The organism is Candidatus Bathyarchaeota archaeon, from assembly GCA_026014685.1.
GTDB lineage: Archaea > Thermoproteota > Bathyarchaeia > Bathyarchaeales > Bathycorpusculaceae > Bathycorpusculum.
In genome coordinates this window covers 431,936-458,150 of record JAOZHW010000007.1, presented here as the reverse complement: position 1 = coordinate 458,150, position 26,215 = coordinate 431,936, and the positions used below count along the sequence as shown (strand labels likewise).

Sequence of the window (26,215 nt, the reverse complement as noted above, 5' to 3'; positions counted from 1 at the left end):
TTACCCCTCAAGCCCCCGCAAAATCTCTACGAAGCGGTCCACTTCAGCGGGCGTGTTGTAGATGTAGAAGCTTGCCCGAGCAGAGGACTCCAGCTTGAAAAGTTGATGCAACGGTTGGGCGCAGTGGTAGCCGCTGCGGATGGCGATTCCGTACTCGTTAAACAGCGCGGCTGCCTCGTGAGATGAGAAGCCTTTGAGGCCGAAGGGGACGATGCCGCATTTTCTGGACAGATCGCTTGGGCCGTAGAGGGTGATGTTGCTGCAGTCTCTGAGGCGTTTGTAGGCGTATTCGGTTAACTCTTTTTCGTGGGCAAACACGTTGTCCATGCCTAATTCCGAGAGGTACCTAACAGCTGCTCCTAAACCCACAGCACCCGCGATGTTTGGGGTGCCTGCCTCAAACTTGTAGGGCAACTCATTCCAAGTTACAGTACAGCGTTCTTGGCTGTAGGAGACTTCTTTTATCATTTCGCCTCCGCCTTGGAACGGGGACAGTTTTTGGAGAACGGCTTTTTTTCCGTAGAGGACACCGATGCCTGTTGGAGCCAGCATCTTGTGCCCCGAGAACGCCAAAAAATCCATATCCATGTCTTGCACGTCAACTTTCATGTGGGGCACGGATTGGGCGCCGTCAACCAGCATTAAGGCGCCGTTTTCGTGGGCGACTTTGGCGATGCGTTTGACGTCGTTTATGACGCCTGTGACGTTGGAGACGTGGCTTAGGCAGGCGATTCGGGTTTTGGATGTGATTTTGCTTTCGAAGTCCTTGTAGTCTAAGGTGCCGTCGTCGTGGACTTTAGCGTAGTTTAATTTGAAGCCTTTGCATTTGGAGAGGATTTCCCATGGTACGATGTTGCTGTGGTGCTCCATAAGCGAGACCAGTACTTCGTCGCCCCGCCCAAGGTTGCTGCAACCCAAAGAGTACGCGACTAGGTTGATGGCTTCGGTTGTGCCGCGTACGAAAACGATTTCGCTGGGGGATTTTGCGTTGATGAACTTCGCGGTGTCTTCGCGGGCGGTTTCGTAGAGTTCTGTGGCTTCGGTTGAGAGGGTGTGGACGCCTCGGTGGACGTTGCCGTTGTGGCGGGTGTAGTATTCGACTATGGCGTCTATGACTTGGCGGGGTTTCTGGGTAGTGGCGGCGTTGTCAAAGTAGATTAGGGGGTTGCCGTTGATTTGGCGGTTTAGAATGGGGAAGTCTTGTCTGACTGCTTGGGTGTTCACTGTTGCTTTTCTGCCTCAGGTTTCATCCTCTTAGAGAGTGTCTTTGCCAGTTCCTCTTCTTCAAGCGCCTGCTTCTCCTCAAAAGTGTGTTCTTTTGAGAGCCAGCTTGGGTAGGCGATGTTTTTTTGGTCGAAGTAGAGGCGGATGGCGCGTTTGAGTGCGCCGACCGCTAAAACGCCGCAGTGGAATTTGACGCTGGGTAAGCCGCCGATTTCTTCGGTGACTTTTTTCCAGGTTATGTCTGTCCAGGCTTTTTCGAGTGTTAGGTCTTTGATCATTTCGGTGACTATGCTGCTGGTGGCGATGTTGGCTGCGCAGCCGTAGCTTTCAAACGTTGCTTTTTCGATGACTTGTCGGTCGTTGATTTTTAGGTAGAAGGTGATCATGTCTCCGCATGCAGGGTTGCCTGCGACTGCGACGACGGTTGCGTCTTCCATTTTGCCCAAGTTTTTGGGGTTGCGGAAGAGGTCCATGACTTTGGGGTTATACGGTAAAGGTATACGTGACATGTTTAGTGTACTCCTGTTGAGCCAACTATCCCTCTTATACGATTCACTGCTGATGGTAGAACGTCTAGAACGTAAGATATATCGTCTTCTGTATGGGTGCGGGTAACTTTCATGAGAATGCTGCCGTGCGCTTCCTCAAAGATGCGTCCGATGGCGATTAAGACGTGGCTGGGTTGGAGTAGTCTGCGGCTGCATGCGCTTCCGCTTGAGACGTAGACGCCTTTGAGGCTGAGTTCGATGGTTAAGGCTTCGCCTTCGCAGCGCAGGATGCTTATGTTGGCGTTGTCTGGGCTGCGTTTGTCGCCTCTGGGACCGTTGAAACGTAAGTCGGTTAGCTCAGCGAATATGCCGTCTACGAGTTTGTCACGCAGAGCGCGCAGTTTCGCCACGTTGCCCTCGAAGTCTGTAAATGCAAGTTCAGAAGCTTTTGTGAAGCCAACTATTAGGGGGGTGTTTTCGACGCCTGGCCAAAGTTTCTGGGTTCCGATGGGGCCTTCCAAGATGCGCTCCAAGTTGATGCCTTCTTTGAGGTAGAATGCTCCGACTCCGCGGGGGCCTTGGATTTTGAAGCTGCTCACGGTTGCCATGTCTACGCCGAGTTGCTGGACGTTTAGGGGGATTCTGCCGTATGCGTCTGAGGCGTCAGTGTGGAAGAGTGCGTTTGGGTTTTTGGCTTTGACTATGTCGACTGCTTCTTTTAGGGGTTGGATGGTGCCTACTTCGTTGTTTACTGCTGCGATGCTGACTAGGACGGTTTGGTTGTCGATGGCTTCTTTGAGTTTTTCAAGGTTGACAAAGCCTTCGTTGTTGACGGGGATTTTGGTGGTTGAAAACCCGAATTTGCTCATCATCTCGGCTACTTGCAAGACGTTGATGGGTTCGATTTCGCTTATGACGATTTTTTTGCCTTTGTCTTTCTGTGCAAAACAGGATGCGACTATGGCGAGGTTGTTGGCTTCGGTTTCGCTTGGGGTGAAGGTGATTTCTTCGAGGTTTTTGGCGCCGAGGTAGCGGCTGATTTTTCCGAAGCAGCCCATGATGGTTTCGAAGGCTTCCCAGCCTGGTTTATGGGTTAAGGTGGGGTTGCCGTAGGCTTTTTTGTTGTAGTAGGGGAGCATAGCGTCGAGGACTTCTGGGGGGACGGTGGTGCTGTTTTCGTTGTCGAGGTATACTTCGTGGGTTATGCCTTCGTGGAGTTTGAGAAGTTCTTTTACGTTTTCAACCATACAGTATCCTACCATAAAGTTTGGGATAGATAACTCGTCACAGTGCTAATGCATGTTCCAGTAAAAAAAGCTAGCCGCAAAAGTGTTTTGGGTATAGTGGTTGTGGTTTGTGCTGATTATTTTAAGGTTAAGGGTTGTTGTGGGGTTGTTTTGGTTTTTTGGTGGTTTTGGGTGTTTCAAATTAGTTTATCAACTTGTGCTTAACTTGGGTTAAACTAGTGTTTATATCTATTGTGTGGGTTGGATTATCCATCCAAGTGTTTAGTGGGTAAAAAGAATGCAAAACAAAAACAACACTTCACCCCTCCACCTTCTACCAACCAAAGCCGAACCAAACCATATGCTCCAAAAAAAGCAACAAAAGGAGACCTCCGGATGAAGAAAGCCTTCATCCTCATAGCAGTAGCTATCGCCGCAATAGCCATAGTCGCCGCCACCACAGGCGCATTTACGCTACTTAATCAAACCCAACCAACTTCCCCCACACCCACCCCAAGTTCATCCACCGCACCTCAACCCTCCACCACAGCTTCCGTTACTCCAACCTCCACTCCAACACCCAACTCAACTACTCAGTCGTCTTCAACAGGGGGTTCTGTATCGACACAACCAGTTCCCCTAATGGAGCCTACAGGTTCAGTGACCGTTGTAGATGCAAACGGTGCAAACGTTACTGTTCAACTTCCAGTTAATCGTATAGTGTGCCTCACTTCGGTCGAAACTGTTTACGCGTTAGGCGGAGGAGGTAAAATCGTGGGCATCGCAGGCATGTTGACCACAGATGTTAAAGCGGTTCTGCCATCGGCGATTCTAAATTTGCCCGTGGTGGGTGACAGAGACACATCCCCCAACATCGAAGTTATACTAGAGTTGAAGCCAGACTTGATTCTTGCCAGCCAAAGATTAACTGATGCCCATCGAAAACTGTTCGAAGACGCAGGCATAGCCGTCATCGAAGACTCAACCACAGGAATCCGCCGCAACCAGTACATGAGGAATCTGGGTTTGATTCTCAATGCACAGGCAAGGGCTGAAGAACTCATCAGTTATGAGCAGCATTATTGGGATCTGGTTGAGCAGCGTGTAGCAAATCTGCCACGGAGCCAGAAGCCTCTGGTTTACTTTGAATGGTACATGCAATGGTTCAGCACAGGTCCAGGCGGTTCATACACTAGGCTGATTGAAGCTGCAGGCGGAATAAATCTCGCTGAAAACGCTACTGTTGCTAATCCACAGTTAACCGCCGAGTTTATCATAGAACAGAACCCTGACATAGCCATCCGCATGCTTGACTACACTTCTGGGGAAACCCTTCAAGCGTTCCAGAACCTGCACAGTACTATAGCAAGCCGAACAGGCATGAGTGGAGTCAAAGCCGTCCAAAACAACCAGCTCTACGTCATCAAGAGTACGCTTTTGGTGGAGCGGGATGTGATTGGTTTGCTCTACTTTGCAAAGTGGTTCCACCCTGACCTATTCAAAGACATAAACCCAGCCGCAATACACGCAGAGATGATTCAGAAATACTACGGAACAACCCTTAGCGGAGTCTACCTCTACCCATGACAACCAAGAAAAAAGAAAAACCAGACGACACCTCAGTTCCCCTTTTTATTTTCTTTTTGATGCTTATCTGCTGCGGCAAAGCAAGTCTATAATCTTTCACTGACGCACTCTTTAGCGCCAAAGAAATTGAGATGCAAACCTAAACTTCTAATAACCCAGACAAATCATAGTAGCAACCATCAATATTTGTCGGCGAATCCTGTTGAAGATTGCAGAGTTACCCATCGCAGATTCAGTTAAAGAAATCCTCCACGGGCTGGGCATTTGTGAGTTGTTTCCACCGCAGGAGGATTGCATACGGGCAGGAGTGCTCGACGGCTGCAACATAGTGCTTGCCAGCCCCACTGCCTCAGGCAAGACGTTGATTGCGGAACTCTGCGCACTAAAGCATGTTTTGGAGAACGGCGGCAAAGTCATCTACCTCTCTCCTCTGCGGGCTTTGGCTAGTGAGAAGTTTGAGGAATTCCAAAAATACACAAGCATAACCAAGCCTGACGGGGGCAAGGTGGCTGTTGGAATCAGCACAGGCGACTTCGACACCGCCGACAACTGGCTAGCCCGATACGACATAATCGTGACCACTAACGAGAAGGCGGATTCGCTGCTTCGACACCGAGCGAAGTGGATGGACAGCATAAGCGCCGTCATCGCCGACGAAGTGCACCTGCTAAACGAAGCCGACCGCGGTCCAACTTTGGAAATTGTGCTGGCAAGGTTGATGCAGTGTAACCCCCGCATCCAAATCCTCGCGTTAAGCGCAACTATTAACAACGTGGATGAAATCGCGGGGTGGCTAAATGCACGGCACATCGTCACTACATGGCGCCCCATCAACCTAAAAGAAGGCGTCATCCTGCAAGACGAAATCCAGTACCGCGACGGCGAATCCCGAAAAATCGAGCAGGAAACCCGCCTAACCTTCATCAACATGGTCCTAAACACCCTGCGCAACGGTGGGCAAGCGTTGATTTTTGCCTCCACCCGCAAGAACGCGGTTTCTGCAGCGAAGACCGTTGCCAGCCACATGGACAAAGTGCTTGTTCCCAAAAGCGGCTCTAAGTTGGTTAAGAAGAGCCTTGAGCAGCAAACCAAAGGTGCATTGGAGAAGGAGGCAAAGAAAATTCTCGATGCAGGCGAGCATACGCAGATGAGTGACGAACTTGCAGAATTGGTCCGCTGTGGGGTGGCTTATCATCATGCGGGTTTGTCGGGGTCGCATCGTAAAATCATCGAGGATGCGTTTAAAGAGCGTAAAATTAAGGTTTTGACTGCGACGCCGACGTTGGCTTGGGGCGTCAACCTCCCCGCACGTACCGTCATCATTCAAGATTACCGTCGCTTCGAAGCAGGCTTAGGCAACTACCCCATCAGCGTCTTAGACTACAAGCAGATGGCTGGACGGGCGGGGAGACCGAAGTATGACAAGTTCGGCGAATCCGTATTGATTGCGAAGACTGCTGACGAAGCCGACTACCTCATGGAAAGCTACGTGTTGGCTAAGCCTGAACGCATCTGGTCACGGCTGGCGGTGGAGAAAATCATCCGCACCCACGTATTAGCCACAATCGCCTCGGACTATGCACACACCGAGCAGGGCATCTACAACTTTTTCGGCAAAACCTTCTACGCCTACCAATACGACGTCAAAGCCATCCAGAGCGTCATAAACAAAATCTTGCGCTTTCTCCACGACGAACAAATGATATACGTAGTGGGAGGCGATGACATCCGCGCAACCAGTTTTGGGAAACGTATAAGTGAACTCTACATCGACCCCCTAAGCGGCGTCATCATCCGCGACGCACTCCAAACCAAACCTCCGCTGCTAACAGAATTCAGTTTGCTCCAACTCATCGCCCACACCCCCGACATGGGGCCCATCATGCGTCCCTACCAACGCGAAATGGATAAACTCGCTGTAATCACCGAAGACCACAAGCAAGAGCTTTTTGTGGAAATCCCTGACCAGTGGAGCGACCACGTAGGCTACGCAGACTTCCTCGGCGAAGTTAAAACCGCCATGGTGCTCAACAACTGGATAGAGGAGTTGCCTGAAGAGAAAATCTTGGAGCGGTTCAACGTGCAGCCCGGCGATTTGTACCGCACGATTGAGAACGCGAAGTGGCTGCTGCACGCCACCGAGGAGTTGTCGCCTGTGGTGGCTAAAAACAAGGAAGTAACCGCGTTGGCTCGTGAACTAGTTGAGCGGGTTTCGAAGGGTATAAAGCGGGAACTCATGCCCATCGTCGCGTTAGAAGGCGTTGGCAGAGTTCGCGGCAGAATCATCTTTAACGCAGGCTACCACACCGTCGAAGACCTAAAACACGCCTCCATCGAAGAACTAACCGCCCTGCCCTCCGTGGGTCCCCGTTTGGCAAAGAAGATTAAAGAGCAAGTTGGCGGCTACGTGAAAAAGGATGAGTGGGAGAGCCTCAGCAAAGCCAGTAAAGCGCCTGAGGAATCCCAGCAGAAAGGACTCTTTGACTTCTAGGCGCCCTTTGCGAACTGCTCTGCCTGTTTGATTGCGGTTCCGAGGTAGTTTTTGGGGTCAAGCGCCGCCTCAATCTCCTTCTCCGAAAGCGTTTTGCTGACGAGTTTATCTTCGAGAAGCGTTTGCTTGAAGGGCTTCTTTTCTACGGCGCTTTTGATGGTGAGTTGGCGGAGGAGTTCGTGGGCTTCCTGTCGGTTGACGCCTTTTTTGACCAGCGCCATCATGACGGACTCCGACATCGCACGACCCTCTGTCGCGGACATATTCGCAAGCATTCGTTGGCTGTCCACTCGGAGGTTGGCAACGATGTTACACATCAAGTTCAAGATGTAGTCGAGTAAGATGGAGGATTCGGGCAAAATGAACCGTTCCGCAGAGGACTGGGTGAGGTCGCGTTCATGCCAAGTCACCATATCCTCCAACGCAGGCATAGCCAAACTGCGGACAATTCTTGCTAAACCACAAACCCGCTCACAGGTCTCAGGGTTCTGCTTGTGAGGCATGGTGCTACTGCCAACCTGCTTTTTGGCTTCGAAGGATTCGAAAACCTCTGCGATTTCGGGGCGCTGGAGCTCGCGGATTTCGGTGGCGAAATTCTCCAATGAACTGGCGATCATGGCGTAGATTGAGATGACTTCGGCGTAGCGGTCCCGCTGCACGATTTGGGTGGAAATCTCCGCTGCCGACAAGCCCAGCCGCTTCATAACCAGCGCTTGAATTTCGACTGCGTGCTCGCCGAGTCCCGCTTGGGTGCCGACTGCGCCGCTAACTTTGCCTGCTAACGCGCGTTTTTTGCATTCGTCGAGGCGTTGAAGGTGGCGGTTGACTTCGTAACCCCAAACAGCGAATTTAAAGCCTAAAGTGATGGGGAGGGCGTGTTGGCCGTGGGTTCTGCCAATCATGACTGTGGCTTTGTGTGTGGCGGCTTGTTTTTGGAGGATAGTTTTGAATTCGGTGAGGCGTTTTTCGAGGACGGCGATGGCGTCTTTTAGTTGCAGGGCGTTGGCTGTGTCTACGATGTCGTAGCTGGTTGCGCCGAGGTGCACGTATGCGCCGCTTGAGCCACATTGCTCAGAGAGCGCCCGCACCAACGAGGCGATGTCATGCTTGATTTCCTTCTCAATCGCCTTTACGCGTTCAACTTTAACGTATTTGGTGGATGCCATATCGGCAATTTTCGCGGCGTCCTTTTTGGGTATGTTGCCCACTTCAGCATGCGCCAACGCAAGGGCAGCTTCCACATCTAAAAGTTTCTGCACACGGGTTTCTTCGTCGAAGATTTTAAGCATCTCAGGCGTTCCGTAGCGGCCTGTGTCTATAGGTAAGATTGGCAAGTTAGAGTTTCCTCAAGCACAAGGTATTGACGATTGAAGATTAATGTTTTGTGCGATTGAATGGTCAGTTTCTGTTTCGTAAACTCGTCAAGGGCCTAAATAGAGTTATAGGTGAGCACCCAAAATCTAAAATACAAATCAGCTTTCAATAAGGTTTGAAGGGAACACTGTTGTCTCATCGCCTAAGAGAGGGAAAAACAGCCGACATAATTTTCGGAGTAACCATTCCCACCATCGTTGCATTATTAATCGTTGTAGTTTCAACCCAATCCTCTGTTGCAATTATCGGACTAAAATACGCATTACTAGAAGCCATAGTTGTCGTAGGCGTTCCCATGCTCATCGGGCTAATTTGGAATCAGTGGGCTGGCGGCGCATCAGGTTTTCTTTTAGGCAGCCTCTACGCGTTATTTTACGCAGACCAACTCTACGCGTCACAGGGCTCAGCCGACATGAGTCTCTTGGGCAACTTGGTAAGCGCCATGTTAATCGGCTACATCGCGGGCGCTTTAGGAAAACGCTCCCTGAATGTTCGGCGGCTCATAATGGCGGGAGTTACAGCGGGAGTGATGGGCTCGTTGATTGTGATTTATTCAAGCCTGTATTCCCCCATTCTGGGAATAACCCTTTCAGGTGTCGCGCTTGCCTTCCTGTCGAGGATTCTTGCAGGGGTCATTGTGCCGTTTATCGCAAGGGCATTTCTGCGGCATGGCGCAGCAAAAAAGCAACTGGAGTTAAGTTGATTTAAGTTCCTTTTTAAACTTGAGTCCATAGTTGTTTTGCTTCGAAGGAAGGTTATTGTTTACCGATTCACTAGCAATGTTTGGGTGATTGATTGAAAGTTACTGTTGCAGTGTTAGATAAGCATGGCGACAACGCAGTTACGCGGATGCTAGATGTGCTGCAATCTTTTGATGTGGGGCAGGTTTCGCATTTTGCGGTGGTTACGCCCAAGAAAGGCTTCTTTGAAAAACCCTTAGGCATAGTTAACAGGCAGGGGCTTGACACATCCACCGTGCTTGGCTGCATCAGCACAAGACCCATCGCCTCAAGCAGCTACGACTTCCTGCAATTAGAAGAAGCAACTGTTGCATTTGAAGGCAGAGTATACGCGCCCGTGCCCAAAGCCGCTCTAACCAGTCAGCTAGCTAAAGAGCGGCAGCACTGCGAAACCAGCCTCCAACCCCTCATTGAACAGGTAGACGGCGACTACGCGTTTTGGATGCTCAAAGAGGGCTGGGTAGCCGCAGGCAGAGATCCCATAGGCGTGCAACCCCTCTATTATGGCGAAAACCAAGACATCGCCGCCTACGCCACCAACCGTAAAGCGCTCTGGCGACTCGGAATCGAGAACCCCGCGTCGTTTCCGCCGGGAACTTTGGGGTTCGCAGACAAAAACGGCTTCAAATTCAAACCCATAAAAACCCTCAAGTACACAGCACCCAAGGAGATAACGCTCGACCAAGCAGCAAAGGAACTTCAAAAGCTCCTTGTGGAGTCGGTTAAGCGCCGCGTACAGGGCTTAAAGGAAGTTGCAGTTGCATTTTCAGGTGGCTTAGACAGCAGCGTCGTTGCCTACTTGGCGAGCAAGCAAGGCGTCAAGGTTGAGTTGTTGCATGTGAGTTTGGAGAATCAGCCTGAAACCGAGGAAGCCCTCGAAGCCTCAGAAGCATTGGATTTGCCCATGCAAATTCACCTCTACAAAGACTCCGACGTGGAAGCTGCATTGCCCAAAGTGGTTGAGTTAATCGAGGAAGCTGACCCCATCAAAGCCGCCATCGGTGTCCCCTTCTACTGGGCAGCACAGCAAGCAGCAGAAGCAAAACACAAAGCGCTATTGGCGGGGCAGGGCGCAGACGAGTTGTTCGGCGGCTACCAACGCTACGTCACCGAGCACTGCAAAGACGGAGTTGAAAAAGTCCGACGCACCATGTTCAGCGACGTCGTCGGCATTCATGAGAGTAATTTGGAGCGGGACCTCAAAATCACAGGGTTCCACGACGTGGAGTTGCGGTGCCCCTTTGCCTCGTTTGAGGTCGCCGAGTTCGCCATGGCTTTGCCTGTGGAATGCAAAATCGAGAACAAACCCGACACGCCACGCAAGTTGGTGCTGCGCAAAGTCGCTGAGAACCTCGGTGTTCCAGCGGTAATTGCAGCTAAGCCTAAGAAGGCGGTGCAGTACTCGACGGGGATAAACGACGCGGTCAAGAGGATAGCTAAAAAACACGGCAAGACAGTTAACGAGTACGTTGGGGAACTGTTCTTGAAGACTAAAGCGTAGTTGCGAATTGGCTGCTTTATATAAGGGAGGGGAGGTCACCGCTGAGAGGTCGCGTGGCTTCTTTGTTGTTTACGGGGTTAGTCTTACGCGGTCTCTTGGGTACAGGGTAACTTCGCGGATGTTCTTTATGCCCGTCAAAATCATCGTGAGCCGCTCTAAACCAATAGCCCAACCCGCATGCGGAGGCATACCGTAATCAAAAGCTTGCAAGTGCATCTTAAACGATTCAGGGTTGAGGCCTTTCTCTTTTAGGCGCGCTATAAGCTGGTTTTTGTCGCAGATACGTGTACCGCCTGAAGTTAACTCTATGTAGCCAAACATCAAGTCGAAGCCCTCGCTGACTTCTGGGTTGTCGTCGCGGGGTTTAATGTAGAAGGCTTTGGCATGTGTTGGCCAGTCAGTTATGAAGTAGAATCCGGGGTAGCTTTTGCCCAAGACGCGGAAGGCTTCTGTGGATATGTCTTCACCCCATGGAACCTCGACACCCTGCGCTTTGAGGTCAGCTAGCACCTGCGTGTAAGTTAACCGCTTAAACGGTAAAGCTGGAACTTCTAGGGTGTGACCCAAAACAGCGAGTTCCGCTTGGCACTTCTCTTTAACTACACTGAAAGTGTGATGGATAACTTGTTCAAGCAACTCCATAACGTCGTCAGCGTCAGCAAAAGCCAACTCGATGTCGACCGAGGTGAATTCGCTAAGATGGCGTCTGGTATGGGATTCTTCTGCACGGAAGAAGGGCCCGACTTCGAAAACCTTTTCAAAACTAAGCGTCAACTCTTCTTTGTAGAGTTGGGGACTCTGCGCAAGGTAAGCCTTCTGCCCAAAGTAGTCGATGCAGAAAAGTTCCGCTCCACCCTCCGTTGCCGAAGCAATGATGCGTGGGCTATGTGCCTCCATGAAGCCTTTCTCAAAGAGGAAGCTGCGGATAGCCTCCAACGCTACATGCTGAATTTTAAAGATAGCTAAACTAGATTCCAAAGTGAGATCAAGAGGCCGTGCATCTAGGCGGACTTCGATGTTGGCAGGGGTTTTGCCCGTGATGTCTATGGGTAACTGCTCAGTTGCGGTGCTAAAAACCTTGATGCTTGTTGGGACAACTTCGACGCCGCGTTTGGTCATGTTGGTTTTTTTAACTGTGCCCTTAACTGCGAAGCTGAAACGTTTCTGTAGCACATCGGATTTTGCTAAAACTTCTGGAGCGACCCTTTTTTTAGGTATGGTAATTTGGACTGTGCCTTCACGGTCTTGCAGTATGAGAAAGCGCAATCCGCCAAGGTCGCGCACTTCTTGAACCCAACCAAACAGGGTGATTTCTTTGCCGTCTAAGTCAGGGGTTACTTGAGATGAATAATGAGTTCTAACCCAGTCGCCGATAGAGTCCAAGTTCATACTGCTTGCCAACCTTTTTAGTCTGCAATTTCAACACGCAAAGACATCTTGCGTACTTTAGTCGCGATTTCCTTGAGGGCTTTTAGGTCCATGGGCAATTGCGCGCCACGTTTTCTGCGTAGGATTACTCGGGTTTCAGTGGTTCCGTCTGGAAGCCAAATCGTGTTGATGGTTAAGATGCTGAAGGGAACAAAGAGGTCTTCGAGGAATTTGCGGTCATCAACACCGTACTCGAGTACACGCACGTTTCTGTTGGTTTCGTCGCCGATGGCTTTGACGATTTTGCCGCCGTAACCCAAAATCTTGGGGACATCACCGTGCCCAACGAGGATGGCTAAGGTTTTGTCAACGTCCACTGCCCTATAGAAGCAGACGTTTTGCAGGGTGGGATACTTTTCTTCTAAGTTAAGCAGTAAGCGGGCGATTTTGAGGTCTAAGTCACTGATTTCGCCAGCTTTAACTTTAGCTGAACACTTCTGGCATAGTATGCCGCTTTTGAGGCAGAAACTGCATAGTTCTGTTTTCATTTGCGAGTCGGTTTTCCTGCAAAGAAGGAGATCCGCGTAAGTTTAACCTGTGACCTAACGTGTCAACACGATTTCGATGGTGCTGACGTTTGTGCCGCCCTGTGTGCCTTCCTCTGCGTCTATGGGAAGAAACTGGTCTGTTCCGATTTTGATGGCTTTGATTTTGGCGTCGGGGAGGAATCTGTGTCGGACTACTTCGGCGACGTCGATGGCTCTGCAGATGCTTTTGCCGCGTGCTTTTATGCTGACGTCTTTGGCTCCGCCGTGGAAGAAGGTGATGACCGCAAGGACGTAGTTCATGATTGGCTTCTTGCCGATGAGGACCGCGTTGGGGGCTTCTGTCACGGTTTCGCTTCACTCCTAGTTTACTTTTAAGTGGCTTCATTTACATTTTTTTCCACATAAATACATTGTGGTATGGCTGAAGTTTTCTGGCGGCAAATCAATCGCTGTTAAAACCTTCTACTTTTTTATCGCTAACTGATGCTTAGATGCTTTTTTGTTATGGTTTTAAGCCATCAAATTCTTAAGCAACCACAACTATTGTAAAGGTTTATCTTACCAAAACTTACCAATAGTGAGCAAATTGGAGCCATTAACTAAACGATCAATCCAACTCCTAAAAACCCTCTTCGAAAAAGGAAAATCCACTAACACCTACACACTCAGAGTCAAACAAGACGAGCTTTCAACCCAACTGGGTGTAAGCCGCCAAGCCCTCAACGTTCATCTGCGGAAACTTAAAAACCGCGGCTACATCCGCACAGGTCGAGGCTTCATAGACGTCACCGAAAAAGGTCTATCTGCACTGGGTATCTCCACAACCCCTGCGTTTATTCTGCTCAAAGTTGCCCCCATGAAGCGGGTTCATGTGTATGAGCAAATTCGTGAGTTGGCGGTTTCGCGGGCTTTTCGTATTGCAGGTGAGGTGGATGCTTTGATTATGGTGGAACGGGAGAACCTTGACGAGTTTCTCAAAAAGCTCTACAGCATCGACGGTATAGAAGACACCCGTAGTTATGTTACCATAGAAGTAATCAAGTAGCCCTCTTCGCGCATGAATAAGGGTGTAGTAGACAAAAGGTATATCAGAGACTTAGGCATCAAAATGTAACCCTAAACGGAAGGAACACATAAATGCCGATATTAGACCCAGTCAAGAAAACCATCGCGCAGAAGCATCGCCTATACATGAAAATCTGCAGAGACTGCGGCGCACGCAACGCGGAAACAGCGCTCAAATGCAGAAAATGCAAGGGTAAAAACCTGCGCTGGAAGAAACGAGAAATCGTAAAGTAATAACCCACTTTCTTATTCCCCTTTTAACAGTTCAAAAAATTTAGTGTACGCCCTTTTGCTTCCTCTGCACCTAAAAGGAGGGTTAGAGTTTTTCTGTAACTAATTCCTTAGCGAACCCCGCCAAGAACTCGACGTTAAGCTTGGTTAGATACCAAAACGTGACCAAACTTAACCGTGACAGCGCCGCGTACGGCGTAAAAATAAACCTTGCCGCCATCCGTCGTGCCAGCTTGTAGAAGCCAAAGTGCCCATACCGCCTATACGAGATGCCGACGGTTACATAATTTTTTGAGGTCCCCAAATGGGTTGCACCCAAAAACGGCAGCACCTTCCACTTGTAACCCGTCTTTAACACGTAGCTTTTGAAGTATTGATCTTCTCCAAAGAAAACTTTAGGCGGATTATAGTCCTTCATGAGGACGCGACGGATAAGGATGTTGTTTATGTGCGGGTTAGTGTCCAACTTGCTGAGGTTGTAGACGGTTCCGACGACACGTTCGTATGCGGCGGCGTGGGGGTTTTTGTGGACTGCGACTGTTCCGATGGCTCCGACATCGGGTCTGATGTGAGCGGAGACTTTTTGGAGCCAATCTGGCGGCAGCAACATGTCGTCGTCGATCATGGCAACCCACTCCGTTGACGCTGATAAAACGCCGTGTTTTCGTGCCACGCTGAGGGGTTTTTCATGGGTGTTTATGATTTGTCCTGCACCCTTCATGGCTCTGATCTGCTTTAGCAGTGTTGGGTTGGCTTCGTCGCGGGAAGGCACAACAAAATCAACCTTGAAGTTGGGGTCAGAGCTGGGTGGCATGAGCATTATGTTTTGTGGGGCAGATAAAAAGATTGCCAAATTGTGTATGGAAATAGAAATAGTTGCATATCAAAAACAAGTTCAAGTTCAGAACCTGAATACTGGATGTCGATTCCCAATACACAACCTATTAAATACCCCCAACCCTTGAAGCACATGGATTGGAACGTGTGACCCCCCACCCCATAAAACAGCAACTCCGCCGAATAGCAAAAAGCAAATTTGCACTAAGCACAGTAGTCACCTCTCTGATTATCCTCGTAACAGCCGTCCTCTTAGCAGGCGTGGTTAGCTACTTTGCCATAAACGTCACCAGCACCCGTGCCCAAGAAGAAAGCTTAGCTTTAACTAAACAACACATTTGGCATGACTTCAACACTGGAACCACCCAAGCAGCAATCATAGCAATCAACACGGGCGGAAGAGACGTTGTAATCGATAAGTTAACCGTTCGCGGTCAAGAATGTGAATGGTCTAAAGTGTTCTATGCAGTCGTTTCCGACTCTATTTCTGGGGATTTACTTTACAATTCAACTTTGGTGGATGGCGGTGTGATCTCCATCGGCGGCGTGGAACGGGTATTCAAGCAAGCAACAACTGATCTTACTCTGCAGTCAGGTAAAACTCTGATAATTTACATGTTAAACCCTGACAGCATCACCGTAAGCGACGTCGGCTTAACCGTTTCTATAACCATCTTTACGTCTCAGGCGATGTATTACAAAGAAACCAACGTGCAGGGAGCAGGAGGAATTGCAAATGTGTCAGGCTCCTCTGGGTCCGGTGGTTCTGAAGCAAGCCCGCTTCAACTGGTGTATGTTTCGGCGTATTACCGTGAGTTTGATGGCGATCAGGTGGCGATTGTTCTTACGAACCCAAGCGGTTCCGCGGTGTCTCTCTCTTGGAACGCCCTATACGTTGATGGTGTACAGGTGAATGGGGATTGGTGGATTTACTATGACACGACACCGTTTACTTCTAATTTACCCTACTACACTGGTAAAAACACCATCCAAGGGCACACTCTTGAAGTTGGACCAACCACACACACCGTTGACCACGGCCAATGGATGATAATCTACTATCAAAAAGATACAATCTTTGATGAAACAGATGTAGGTTCAACAGTTTCTGTAGTGCTTAAAGACGGCAACGGCCAAAACACAAACACCAAACAAGTAACTGTCCAATTAGGCTAAAAGAAGCCAAATGTGGCTGAAACTCAGCGGGTTATGCAGCCATTACCAGCGTCCACTTCACTGAACCACACGCACGGCAGGGTGGAAACGTCTCAGTCTTTGACAAGGGAATGGTAGATTTTTCGCCCTTGCCCGTGCAGAAGTGGGCGTAGAGTCCTGATTCGGGGCATTTTTCACCTGTGCGGTAAACCTTTTGCTTTTTTGCCGTTTTGTTGGTGGTTTTTGGTTTGGGCGCTGTTTTCTTTAAAGGTTTCCGCTCAGGCATAACTGTCGCCAATTTCTTTTGCGGCAATTTTTGATTATAAGCTTTGTTAACATCAACCGATATATGCGCAGTGATTTAGTTTTCATAAAAGCAAAAACAGCTATCCGCCTTTAAATAAGGGAGGGGAGGTAGACGCTGAGACGTCGCGTGGTTTGATGTTACATGATTTGCTCTGTGACTTTTAGGGCGATCAAAGAAAAATTGCAGCTACCCCGTCAATAATGATTTCTCAAACATGAACTTATTTTGGAAGTCGCTACAGGCGCTTTTGGCTCTAAACATTTTTCTATACCCTCGTCATGCTATTTGGCTGAAGGCAAAGTTATGAGTGAAGAAATCGTTGGCCACGGCACATGGTACGACATGATGGCAAAGAAAGTCATCGAACGCGAGCAATCGCTTAAGCGTGACATGAACCTTGTGCGCACAGAAATGGGATTAGGCGCCTCAGGTTTTCCGCATATCGGTAGCTTAGGAGACGCCAGCCGCAGCTACGCCGTCACTTTGGCACTCAAGAATTTGGGGTGTAATTCGGAGTTGGTTGCCTTCTGCGACGACAAAGACGGCTTACGCAAAGTTCCCGCAGGCTTACCCGCCGATATGGCTCAGAGCTTAGAGAAATACCTCGGCTATTCCGTCTCCACCATTCCCGATCCATTCGGCTGCCATGAAAGCTACGGCAAACACATGAGTTCGCTGTTGCTTGAGGCGCTTGATAAGTGCGGCATCGAATACAAGTACTACAGCGCTAACGAGGTTTACAAAAAAGGCCTTCTCCTAAACGAAATCCGCACCCTCCTCGCCAACGCCAAGCAAGTCGGCGAAATCATCAAAGAAGAAGTCGGACAAGAAACCTACAACGAAGTCCTGCCCTTCTTTGCGGTCTGCGAAAAATGCGGCCACCTCTACACCACCCGAGCATACAAGTTCGATCCCAAAACCGACAAAGTCACCTACAAATGCGAAGGACTCGAAATCAGAGGCAAACTCATCGCGGGTTGTGGTCACGAGGGCGAAGTAGACATCAAAAGCGGCCAAGGCAAACTGACTTGGAAAAGCGAATTCGCCGCCCGTTGGAAAGCGCTCGACATCCGTTTTGAAGCGTATGGCAAAGACATAGCCGACTCGGTACGCATTAACGACCGCATATGCCGTGAAGTCCTAAAGTTTGAACCGCCCAACCACGCCAAATACGAGATGTTCCTCGACAAAGGCGGCAAAAAAATCAGCAAATCAGCAGGCAACGTATTCACGCCACAAGTCTGGTTCAACTATGGTTCACCTCAATCGCTGTTGCTGCTTATGCTTAAACGGTTCGTGGGCACACGCAGCCTCGATGTCTCCGATATCCCCTCTTACATGAATGAACTGGACAGTTTAGAAGATGTCTACTTTGGCAAGAAACAGGTCGGAGAAAAGGAAGCCATCCGACTCAAAGGACTCTACCAGTACTGCTACGTCATGAAACCACCCGCTAAACCAAGCATACATGTACCCTACAACCTCATGGCGTTCCTCGTCAAGATGGCACCCAAAGAATGCCTAAACACATACCTCGAGGAAAAACTTCAAAGTTACGGCTACCTCCAGAAAGGCCAAAAAATCGACGCAGACCTGCAGAAACGCATCGAATACGCCCAGAACTGGACACGCGACTTCGACGAAATCAAAGAAAGCAACGTGGAACTCTCCGTTACAGAACGCAAAGCCATCTCCGAGTTGATTCTGAAACTGCAAACCGAAAACGACCCCGACGCCATCCAAAACGCCATCTTCAACTCAGCCAAAGACAACGGCTTAAAACCCGGAGCCTTCTTCAAAGTGCTCTACTCGGTTTTGATGGGTGCTCCGCAGGGTCCACGTTTGGGACCTTACGTATTGGCAATGGGTAAACAGAACGTGATTGCCGCCCTTGAGCGTGTGCTCAGCAAAGGCTAAAGCTTCCCTTTCTTTTTAACTGCCTTTTTGGCTTGACAAAAGCCTTAACTTTTCTGTTGCCCTATTACTATATGGAGATTTCTTTTTCCGGAGGCATCTATGGTTGAGTTATCTCCTTCTGCCACCATAAAACTCAAAAAACCCCGTTTTAGACATGAAGAAGTCGACTCCTCAGATGCAGCCATTCCACCCCGCAACATCTCCATGACCAAAGAGCGCCTAGAGCAAATTTTAGAGAACATTCCCTCAGCGGTTGTGGTGTTTGATAAACCAGACGGCAGAGTAGTTTATGCCAACAGACGAGCAACAGAAATCCACGGCTTAAACCCCTGCGGCATCGCCATCGAAAAGCACCCACAGGAATTGAAGATTTATGGCATGAATGGGAAACCTTGCCCCACACATGAACTCTACACTTACCGAGCCCTCTTCAAAGAGGAATCATTCCGAGACCAACCACTAATCATCGAACGCACCGACGGCAGACGCTTCATCGTTAACGTCAGCGCAAAACCCCTCTACAGCAAAAACGGCAAAGTAAACGGAGCAGTAGCCATATTCGACGACGTAACTGAACGCGTCAAAACCCAAAAGGCGCTCATGGAAAGTGAGGAACGTCTAAGGATGGCGCAGAGAATCGCCCACGTAGGCAGCTGGGAATACCTTGTCGAGGAGGATAAAGCACTTTGGTCAGATGAACTGTTCCGCATATTCGGCTTACCTCCCAGAGAGTTTGGTCCAAATAGGCAGGAATATTTGAGTTTAGTTCATCCTGACGACCGAAAAGCGATGGAGCAAAACATGGCAAGTCGTCGGGGTATAAGTGCAGAGGACAGTTTTGATTACCGCATCGTCCGCAAAGACGGCACAATCCGCGTAATCCACACCGAGCGCAGAGTCCGAGAAGTCGGAGCAAACAATATACCCATACGAGTTATGGGTGTTGAGCAAGACATTACGGAACGCAAACAGTCAGAACAGAAGCTTTCTGAGTACACAAAAAACCTTGAACGCCTAGTAGAGGAAAGAACCCGCCAGTTAAAGAACGCCGAACGCTTAGCAGCTATCGGTCAGACTGCTGGCATGATTGGACACGACATCCGCAATCCCCTGCAGGCTATAGCAGGCGAACTCTATTTAATGAAGCAAGAAGTCGACAACTCCCCTGACAGTCAATGCAAAAGAGACGTACAAGAGAGTCTAATCAGCATCCAAGAGCAAATCGACTACATGAACAAAATCATCGCAGACCTGCAGGATTTCGCGCGACCCTTAACGCCTGAATGGGCAGAGGTGGATTTATGCACCGCGATTCCGCAGATGGTTGCAACTGTCCATGTTCCAGTTAACGTGGAAACCCAGGCGGTATGCGACAGCCAACTGCCCAAACTCAAAGCCGACCCCACCTTTCTCAAACGCATCCTAGTAAACCTCACCACCAACGCCATACAAGCTATGCCAAACGGCGGCAGACTAACCATAAAAGCCACCCAGCAAAACGGCGCAATCACCATAACCGTCGCAGACACAGGCGTCGGCATCCCCGATGAAGTTAAACCCCTAGTGTTTCAGCCTTTAATGACGACGAAGTCGAAGGGGCAGGGGTTTGGGTTAGCGGTGGTAAAGCGACTGGTGGAGGCGCAGGGCGGCACCATCGGCTTTGAGAGCAAAGTCGGCGAAGGCACCAAATTCCACGTCAAATTCCCCAAGCAAACGGTTTAGGCTTGGTTGTTTGTGACCACTATTTTTAAGTTTAAGCAAAGTATTTAGTACACTGCCCTGCTTTTTGGTAGGGTACAGACAGTTGGGCCTGTCGTCTAGTACGGATTATGACACCGGCCTGCGGAGCCGGAGGTCCTGGGTTCAAATCCCAGCGGGCCCGCCATATTTGACTCGAATTCATCCTGTTCTTCTTCCCCTTTTTTCTTTTCTAGACAACTTACTCCAGACAGGTTAAGTCCAGACTGGGCGCATTCTGAGTTTTCAAGTAATCAAGTTTTCTACTGTATGGACTGCGTTTCTTGGTGCGGACGCTGCAACGAGCCCACCATGAAGGGCAAGAAATCAGTTAATCGTATAGCATCAAGTGAAGCCTGCTCAGCATTCAAAGCGAGAGGGCAGGGTATCCAGCATAAGGAGGGTTTTGTTGGATCTGGTTCTTAGCAGGGTAAACGCTGTTGACTGGCTGACCGATGAGCGCTGGATTGTTTTTGGCTACAACGGCGGCTTCGGGCAGTATTTGGAGCACTGCTATTTTGCGCCCGGGACTCCTAAAAACGATGAGTTCGAAATCATGGCGTCGCCAGTCCTTGTCAATGGCATTTCTGGCATCTCTGCTTTCTTTCGCATAAAAGACACTGTTGAAAACCGCGATTCCCTAAGAGCAGCTTTAGCCGATTTCTATGATAAACGTCTGCTGAGTTTGGCACAGCTCGATGAGGGTATAGAGGCTCTTAGGCAGCGAATTAGGGAAAATGTGGTTCCGAAGCTGAGGTGAAAACGTTTTGGTTGGCGCCGAGGATAGAAGTCAAAATTTTTCTCTTTCAAAGTCAAAAGTCAAATTTGACTTCAATACTGTCCGCTCCCGTGTCCTGCCGATTCTAAAGGGCATAGAGGTCAAAATGTACCCTGCCAAGATAGGGCGTGTCCGTGGATGGAAGCGTCAGCATGTTGCTTACTATGTTAAGAAGCTGGAAAAGGCTGGTTTAATCCGCCGCTTAAAGCGCAGTAACATCATCGATTATGAGTTAACTGAGCGGGGTCAAAATTTTCTCATATCCTGTGAAGGCGTCCTCTTCAGTAGCGGCGTCTTTCGGTTGCATCGGTGCTTTTTCAAGTTCCCTATTTTGCGAGAGGGGGTTTATCCGATGGGCGATTTTAAGCGGATTGAGATGCAGAATTGGACCGCACTTTTGGGTTTAGAGCAAGGCGTCAAAGTTAGGCATACGACGACGTCTTGGATTGTTCATGTTGAAACGTTGTATGGGCGTAGTCCCGGGGAACTGGTGACTTTAGCTAAGAATTCAGCTGATAGAGTAGCTCAAGGCTTAATGGCAAAATATGGTTGCGTACTTGGCCAAGGAGAAATTAACAGACGCCATGAACTAGGCATAGACGACCCAGTAGCTAACCTGTTAAACCGCTACTTTGAAGTAAGCACGCCAAAACGGCTGATAGATGATAGCCCAGGCGAAGACGAGGGAGAGCTGGATCATCTTGGCCGTGACGCTGCAGTCGAGTATTTGCTGATGCCAGAGCGTGTCAAAAAGCTGGAGGGGCAAATGGGCAATGTCCTGTATGATTTGGAGAAAATCGCAGGCAGCCTAACCAAACTTGACAAGATGGGCTATGACATAGCTAAAATTGCCGAGGTCCTCTGCAAGCTTGCTGATTCTGAAGGCAGTCAAGGCGTGGCTAAGGCTTCTGCTGATGGAGGTAACCGTTATGTCTCTTAGGCTGAGTTGGGCGTTTTTGGCTGTGGAAACCTGTTCAAAAGCACTTTCTGCGCTGTATCGATGGTATGGGAAAAGTCCATGCTTTTCGGAAGTTGCTTTTCTACGGTTGCTTGGTGTAGATTGCCGAGTACTAAAAGTCACATGGATTCATGGAGCGAAAAACATGGAGTGCGCACTTTGACATGGAAACAAACGACAGACCTGTTCAAAACACGCCAATTTCAACCCAAAAAGCGCCAAAAGCGAAGCGTAGCCAAGCCGACAAGGTTGGAAAACTCAAGTACCTACTCGCCAAGGACAAGAAACTCGACCGCGACGTAGCCGAAATAAAGCTGCTGCTTAGGGTTATCTTTGCTGGCCTAAAGGACTCCTTGCACTTTGAGAAGTCGCTTATCGAAGAGGCTGCCTGCTGCGACGAGGTAGACAAAGCTATTCTCCAAGTGCTGTTTGAAGCGGGCGCTCCCGGGATACTGCCTAAAGACATAGCTGCCAAATTGGCTGAATTCAAGATTGCCCGACATCAAGTGACTCGACGGATTATTCGCATGAATAAGCGACTGGCTAAAGAATTGGATTCAAAGATTGTTGAGCGGCGCGGTTGGCGCTGGGCTATGACAAGCTTAGGAGTAGACGCCTACAAAGCATCAGAAAAAGACTTGCAACCCGAAGGCGTAAGCATACACAGTGCTTCTGATGAGGAGACATAGCTTATGGTGTTGACAGAGCGAGAAAAAGCAATTTTGCGTTTGAAGTCCAAAGGCATGTCTGATTACAGAATTGCTCACAGGCTAAATATGGAAACGCCCAACGTTACCCGTTCAAGAAAGAATGCACTGAGAAAGATTGAGGATGCTAGATCTGACTTAGAATTTATGAATAAACTAAAATCCTAAATATAGAAGGACAAATAAAATGGTCCTTTGAGCTAACACCGGGCATCATGTGAAGTCGGGTATAATCATTAAGAAAATAAATTAAACTATTAGTGAAACTAAAAAACGAGCAATAACAGCTTTTTGGGTTTTTAATTTTAGAGCGCACAAGGCATTAACCACTAAGCCCCGTATTGTACTAAAGCAGAGAATTCAGTAAAAAAAGTAGGTTAATAGTTATTTTTTTTTAAAAAAAAGTAAGTCAAGATTATGAGGTTTTTTTAAAGCGATACTTTGCTGTTTGTTGGTTCATTAAAATTAAACCCAACAACTTGACCCTCACTGTCTACCTGAAAAGTGAATGTTTTGATTTTCTGGTTTGTAAAGGAATACTCTATAAAAGCATCAACTATCCAGTAATCATCGTTTTTCCATACTCTGGTGATTCTATCGATTTTCCCGAACTTAAAGTCACTTTTAGTTGAAGGTTGAGCTACGGCTTTGATGAAGTTTTCTTTAATCCAAACTTCAATGTTCTTAGAGATAATTTCAAGTTTTGGTATACTTAATTTAGACACCCTGTAATTAAACAACTTTATTGTTTATTTTTTTTGCCCTTGATGGTGAGGATCGATGGAAAGATTTAAGCGGTAAAAGGTGGATAAAAAATTTTACTTTTATAGAATTTACCAATGCTTTTCTATCTAGTACACTGTTAAGCAAGCAATAAAATTAATACCAAAACAGCTATAGCCACCCCTTTTTTTCCAATACATAAAACTCGACGATAATTGGCTATATACACACAATAATGAAATTATGCGTCATTTTTCACATTATCTAATCTCTAATCTGCAAACTGTTTAAATAAATTACTGCATTCCAAGTTTTGATAAAAATGCCTTGGGAAACGCTTCTTATCCTTCTTGCTGGAATTGCCATAGTTGTTTATGGTGCTGATGAAGCAATTAAGCGGCTTTTAGGTTTATCCAAGTTCTTTCGGCTATCAGCATTTGTTGTGGGCGTAGTCATAGCGGGCACCCTTGCGGTCTTGCCTGAGTTGTCTATCGGTATCTTGTCGGCTCTTGGAGGGTCATCAACTTTCGGTTTAGGGTTAATTTTTGGAGCTAACGTTGCTGACTTGACATTAGTCATTGGGGTTGTGGTATTGATTGCAGGAGAGCAAAAGATGACAAGAGATATGCTTAAGAATTTGCGGATCTCTTTTATCGCTGTACTCCTTCCTGTATTTCTGCTTTTTGATGGAGAAATATCAAGCATCGACGGAGGAATACTGGTAGTTGCTTTTGTGGTCTACGTTATTTGGCTGCTTAAAAGTGGTCACGGCGACAGAGAAGTTGCCGAACGTATGCGATTATCAAAAAGAGTAGTCCGATTAGGCATAACTATATTCATGTTAATTATTGGGATTACTGTTTTATTCATAGGCAGTTCACTTGTAACTGATTCAGCACAAGAGTTAAGTCAGGTACTGGGGTTGCCCTTGTTTTTGATTGGGCTTGTTGTCGCTATTGGCACTTGTTTGCCCGAGATGGCTTTTGCAATTCGCGCCTCGGAAACGGAAGGTTCCATTGGTATCGGTAACATTTTGGGAAACGTACTTGCTGATTCACTTTTAACCATAGGCATTATCGCAATTATCCATCCTATCAGACTGCCCAGTCTGGCTTCTCCAATATCTACTGGAGTGTTTGTGGCGGCGTCAACAGTGTTCGTCTATTTACGTTCGAGAGACGGCGACATAAACAAGAAAGATGCAATTTTACTGATTGGGGCATATGTGCTTTTTGTTCTGATTCAATATTTGTTTGAAGTGATTGGGGTTTAGTTCCTTTCTTTTTTCAGGAACCGCTTAAGAGTCATTTGAACTTAAAAAACACCTTTTAGAGAACTGCATAAAATTAGATTTTCATGTTAAACAGGAGTGTTATGTTATGTAGAATTGATGTTCCAAGCTAAACTATTTAGCTTCGTGTTCTTAAAAGGAGCCGAATTTCTTGTTCAATTCTCGAAGAAAGCTTATGCCTTCAAAGACCAATACTTTGTGATTTAAGGATTGAATAATAATGAGCGCGAAAGAACTTGGAAAACTTGCTCCAACTGTCAAAGAGGTAACCCAGACTCATGTTGAAACCTATAATGACGTTAAGCAATCAATGAAAACTACACAAAAAAGTGCTGGCTCTGTTAACAAGCTTTCCAAGAGTGGAAATAAAAACTACCTTATTAAAGCTGGGATGGCGTTAATCGTGTTTCCTGAACCTATAGTAAGCGATGTTCTGGGTACTTCACTTATAGCGGCTGGATTGGTTCAAGAAGGTATTAGACGCAACTCGATTCATTTAGAAGATATGCCGAAAGCGCTTAAAAGTGCAATGAAAGACTTGAAAAACGCCAAAGAATTATTTTAATTCATTTTTCCAATTTATTATTGATTGAGCCGCACGATTATTAAGTATACTGGAATATCGTATTTATGATATTATCGTGTTTGGGCTCTCAAGCCATTAATCCTTAGTCACGGCTTATTTATTCGATTGTTATGTCTGAGGATGGCGTTGGTTGTAAAGATTGCAAGCGGCTTAGGGAGCATGTAGCTTCTCTTTTGCCTTTCACAGTTCTTGAAGCCCTGTCCGGTAAACCCTTGAGTATTCGGGGCGTAGCCATGTGCAGCGGCATGAGCCGAAACCACAACATCTACACCGCCGAGGAGCTCCAAGCATTCACAAGCAAACTGGCAAATGCTCCAGTTTACATCGAGCATGTCTCGGTGCCCAACGCTGTCGGCAAAGTCATCAAAACCGATTGGGATGGCCACAACCTGTGGTATGAGGCGGAGATTTACGATAACGAGACAGCTGAGAAAATCCGTAAAGGCTTAATCCAGCATGTCAGCGTCGGCGCAGACTACGAAGCCATAGACGTCGTGGACGGCAAAGTGCCGCATGGATTGCATAATGCCGAGTTGAGTCTTGTGGCTGTGCCCGGTATCCCCGAGACCAACGTGCAGGTGTTGGAAAACCTCGAGGATAAGCGCCTCCAAGAGAAGCTCTCGCAAACAGAAAGCAAGTTAACTGAAGCACAAAAAACCATTGAAGATTTGCGCAGGCAACTGCCTGGTGGCGGCTTGCTCAAGAACCCGCCTAAAATGGTAGCGGTTTCTGAAACTATCAAACTTGTTGAATCTGTTTTGCCTTCGCCTATGGTTCAGCGGAGTTGGAGTTTGGGACCGCAGCGCATGTGTCAAGAACTCCGCAGAGTCGTCAAGCAGTTGGAGGCGGGAGGTAGCTAAGCCGTGTTTATGCTCACTTTTGTGGGGAAGAGTACCAGAGGACGAACTTTGGGAAATTCAAAACTGAAGACAGATTTGATTTTGAATGGCGGATAAAACAGGCAAAAACTGGATGACAGTCGGCGAAACCGACGACCCAAACGCCCAAATAGAATCCTTCGAAGCTGCGGCGGCAGTCACCAAAGGCAGCCCGGTCTACCTAAGCGCAGACGACAAGGTTTCCGAAAGCCCAGGCGGAGACAACGCCATAGGCGTAGCCGTCAAAACCGTAGCTTTAGGCGAAATGTGCCCAGTGCTTAAGCGGGGCAGAGTCAAAGTCACCGCGAACGGTCCAATAACCCGAGGAACCGCGGTCTGTAGCGCAGCAAACAGAAAAGTCACACAGCTCGTGGACCAAGCAGTCAACGAGGGCGGTTCAGCGACGTACACGATTTTTTACAACCGCAAACTCGGCACGGCTTTGGAAACGGCAGCGGCGGACGGCGACCTCATCTTCATCGACGTGGAGAAGTGACC

Annotated in this window: 26 protein-coding genes and 1 tRNA gene; 17 read left to right on the top strand and 10 right to left on the bottom strand. The window is 48.3% G+C overall.

Translation table 11 applies throughout. From position 1 onward, the window contains the following. Genes NWE96_06775 through NWE96_06765 form a run of 3 tightly spaced genes read right to left on the bottom strand, consistent with a single transcriptional unit; the run spans position 1 to position 2,959 of the window. Positions 1–1,224 carry a cysteine desulfurase gene (locus tag NWE96_06775; protein ID MCW3983684.1) on the bottom strand — a complete coding sequence of 408 codons (1,224 nt, stop codon included), beginning with the start codon at positions 1,222–1,224 and terminating at the stop codon, positions 1–3. Next, positions 1,221–1,733 (bottom strand): iron-sulfur cluster assembly scaffold protein, encoded by a 513-nt coding sequence (locus NWE96_06770; protein MCW3983683.1) that lies wholly within the window; start codon positions 1,731–1,733, stop codon positions 1,221–1,223. Before NWE96_06770 ends, NWE96_06775 begins: the two co-directional genes overlap by 4 nt. Positions 1,734–1,735: 2 nt before the next feature. Continuing rightward, entirely contained in the window at positions 1,736–2,959 is a 1,224-nt protein-coding gene (locus NWE96_06765; protein MCW3983682.1) for a cysteine desulfurase, read from the bottom strand. Positions 2,960–3,334: 375 nt separating this feature from the next. On the opposite strand from NWE96_06765, the gene NWE96_06760 reads away from it, so the two are divergent. Together NWE96_06760 and NWE96_06755 are read left to right on the top strand one after the other, a co-directional pair. After that, complete coding sequence (locus tag NWE96_06760; GenBank protein MCW3983681.1) at positions 3,335–4,525, top strand: ABC transporter substrate-binding protein; 1,191 nt, start codon at positions 3,335–3,337, stop codon at positions 4,523–4,525. A 202-nt stretch (positions 4,526–4,727) separates the two neighbouring features. After that, positions 4,728–7,016 (top strand): DEAD/DEAH box helicase, encoded by a 2,289-nt coding sequence (locus tag NWE96_06755; GenBank protein ID MCW3983680.1) that lies wholly within the window; start codon positions 4,728–4,730, stop codon positions 7,014–7,016. Here NWE96_06755 and purB read toward each other — a convergent pair. Next, positions 7,013–8,350 (bottom strand): adenylosuccinate lyase, encoded by a 1,338-nt coding sequence (gene purB / locus NWE96_06750; protein ID MCW3983679.1) that lies wholly within the window; start codon positions 8,348–8,350, stop codon positions 7,013–7,015. The genes NWE96_06755 and purB overlap by 4 nt on opposite strands. A 170-nt stretch (positions 8,351–8,520) precedes the next feature. Between purB and NWE96_06745 the strand changes: the two genes are divergently transcribed. Then, entirely contained in the window at positions 8,521–9,093 is a 573-nt protein-coding gene (locus tag NWE96_06745) for a hypothetical protein (protein ID MCW3983678.1), read from the top strand. Positions 9,094–9,185: 92 nt separating this feature from the next. Beyond that, on the top strand, positions 9,186–10,631 hold the full coding sequence (locus NWE96_06740) for an asparagine synthetase B (protein MCW3983677.1): 1,446 nt from the start codon (positions 9,186–9,188) through the stop codon (positions 10,629–10,631). A gap of 69 nt (positions 10,632–10,700) precedes the next feature. Here the strand turns inward: NWE96_06740 and aspS are convergent, their stop codons facing one another. From aspS to albA, 3 genes are read right to left on the bottom strand one after another with little or no spacing between them, the layout of a single operon-like run. After that, a complete protein-coding gene (gene aspS, locus NWE96_06735) occupies positions 10,701–12,020 on the bottom strand; it encodes an aspartate--tRNA(Asn) ligase (protein ID MCW3983676.1) in 1,320 nt (439 codons plus the stop codon). 17 nt (positions 12,021–12,037) lie between these two features. Continuing rightward, positions 12,038–12,547 carry a hypothetical protein gene (locus tag NWE96_06730; protein ID MCW3983675.1) on the bottom strand — a complete coding sequence of 170 codons (510 nt, stop codon included), beginning with the start codon at positions 12,545–12,547 and terminating at the stop codon, positions 12,038–12,040. 54 nt (positions 12,548–12,601) lie between these two features. Continuing rightward, on the bottom strand, positions 12,602–12,892 hold the full coding sequence (gene albA / locus NWE96_06725; GenBank protein ID MCW3983674.1) for a DNA-binding protein Alba: 291 nt from the start codon (positions 12,890–12,892) through the stop codon (positions 12,602–12,604). A gap of 241 nt (positions 12,893–13,133) precedes the next feature. On the opposite strand from albA, the gene NWE96_06720 reads away from it, so the two are divergent. Both NWE96_06720 and NWE96_06715 read left to right on the top strand, forming a co-directional pair. Beyond that, positions 13,134–13,592: an Lrp/AsnC family transcriptional regulator gene (locus tag NWE96_06720; GenBank protein MCW3983673.1), complete on the top strand. Its 459-nt coding sequence runs from the start codon at positions 13,134–13,136 to the stop codon at positions 13,590–13,592. A gap of 92 nt (positions 13,593–13,684) precedes the next feature. Beyond that, the gene (locus tag NWE96_06715; GenBank protein ID MCW3983672.1) at positions 13,685–13,846 is read left to right on the top strand and encodes a 50S ribosomal protein L40e; all 162 of its coding nucleotides are present in this window, start codon (positions 13,685–13,687) and stop codon (positions 13,844–13,846) included. An 82-nt stretch (positions 13,847–13,928) separates the two neighbouring features. Here the strand turns inward: NWE96_06715 and NWE96_06710 are convergent, their stop codons facing one another. Then, entirely contained in the window at positions 13,929–14,657 is a 729-nt protein-coding gene (locus NWE96_06710; GenBank protein ID MCW3983671.1) for a glycosyltransferase, read from the bottom strand. A gap of 161 nt (positions 14,658–14,818) precedes the next feature. On the opposite strand from NWE96_06710, the gene NWE96_06705 reads away from it, so the two are divergent. Continuing rightward, positions 14,819–15,856, top strand: a complete 1,038-nt coding sequence (locus NWE96_06705) for a hypothetical protein (GenBank protein MCW3983670.1) — start codon at positions 14,819–14,821, stop codon at positions 15,854–15,856. 31 nt (positions 15,857–15,887) lie between these two features. On the opposite strand, the gene NWE96_06700 is transcribed toward NWE96_06705, so the two are convergent. Next, positions 15,888–16,121: a hypothetical protein gene (locus NWE96_06700; GenBank protein ID MCW3983669.1), complete on the bottom strand. Its 234-nt coding sequence runs from the start codon at positions 16,119–16,121 to the stop codon at positions 15,888–15,890. 324 nt (positions 16,122–16,445) lie between these two features. On the opposite strand from NWE96_06700, the gene lysS reads away from it, so the two are divergent. From lysS to NWE96_06670, 6 genes are all read left to right on the top strand, one after another. Then, positions 16,446–18,059, top strand: a complete 1,614-nt coding sequence (lysS, locus tag NWE96_06695; GenBank protein ID MCW3983668.1) for a lysine--tRNA ligase — start codon at positions 16,446–16,448, stop codon at positions 18,057–18,059. A 99-nt stretch (positions 18,060–18,158) separates the two neighbouring features. Then, on the top strand, positions 18,159–19,781 hold the full coding sequence (locus tag NWE96_06690; GenBank protein ID MCW3983667.1) for a PAS domain S-box protein: 1,623 nt from the start codon (positions 18,159–18,161) through the stop codon (positions 19,779–19,781). An 84-nt stretch (positions 19,782–19,865) separates the two neighbouring features. Then, a tRNA-Arg gene (locus tag NWE96_06685) sits at positions 19,866–19,944 on the top strand. Positions 19,945–20,205: 261 nt separating this feature from the next. Continuing rightward, positions 20,206–20,556 (top strand): hypothetical protein, encoded by a 351-nt coding sequence (locus NWE96_06680; protein MCW3983666.1) that lies wholly within the window; start codon positions 20,206–20,208, stop codon positions 20,554–20,556. Positions 20,557–20,563: 7 nt separating this feature from the next. Continuing rightward, the gene (locus tag NWE96_06675) at positions 20,564–21,514 is read left to right on the top strand and encodes a hypothetical protein (GenBank protein ID MCW3983665.1); all 951 of its coding nucleotides are present in this window, start codon (positions 20,564–20,566) and stop codon (positions 21,512–21,514) included. A 182-nt stretch (positions 21,515–21,696) separates the two neighbouring features. Beyond that, positions 21,697–22,221 carry a hypothetical protein gene (locus NWE96_06670; protein ID MCW3983664.1) on the top strand — a complete coding sequence of 175 codons (525 nt, stop codon included), beginning with the start codon at positions 21,697–21,699 and terminating at the stop codon, positions 22,219–22,221. A 446-nt stretch (positions 22,222–22,667) separates the two neighbouring features. On the opposite strand, the gene NWE96_06665 is transcribed toward NWE96_06670, so the two are convergent. Continuing rightward, positions 22,668–22,964 (bottom strand): hypothetical protein, encoded by a 297-nt coding sequence (locus tag NWE96_06665; protein MCW3983663.1) that lies wholly within the window; start codon positions 22,962–22,964, stop codon positions 22,668–22,670. Positions 22,965–23,284: 320 nt separating this feature from the next. Here NWE96_06665 and NWE96_06660 point away from each other — a divergent pair, with 320 nt between their 5' ends. From NWE96_06660 to NWE96_06645, 4 genes are all read left to right on the top strand, one after another. After that, positions 23,285–24,235, top strand: a complete 951-nt coding sequence (locus NWE96_06660; GenBank protein MCW3983662.1) for a sodium:calcium antiporter — start codon at positions 23,285–23,287, stop codon at positions 24,233–24,235. 238 nt (positions 24,236–24,473) lie between these two features. Beyond that, positions 24,474–24,818, top strand: a complete 345-nt coding sequence (locus tag NWE96_06655; GenBank protein MCW3983661.1) for a hypothetical protein — start codon at positions 24,474–24,476, stop codon at positions 24,816–24,818. Positions 24,819–25,012: 194 nt separating this feature from the next. Then, positions 25,013–25,699 (top strand): hypothetical protein, encoded by a 687-nt coding sequence (locus NWE96_06650; GenBank protein ID MCW3983660.1) that lies wholly within the window; start codon positions 25,013–25,015, stop codon positions 25,697–25,699. 85 nt (positions 25,700–25,784) lie between these two features. Then, positions 25,785–26,213 carry a DUF2190 family protein gene (locus NWE96_06645; protein MCW3983659.1) on the top strand — a complete coding sequence of 143 codons (429 nt, stop codon included), beginning with the start codon at positions 25,785–25,787 and terminating at the stop codon, positions 26,211–26,213. The last annotated feature ends 2 nt before the right edge of the window (positions 26,214–26,215 follow it).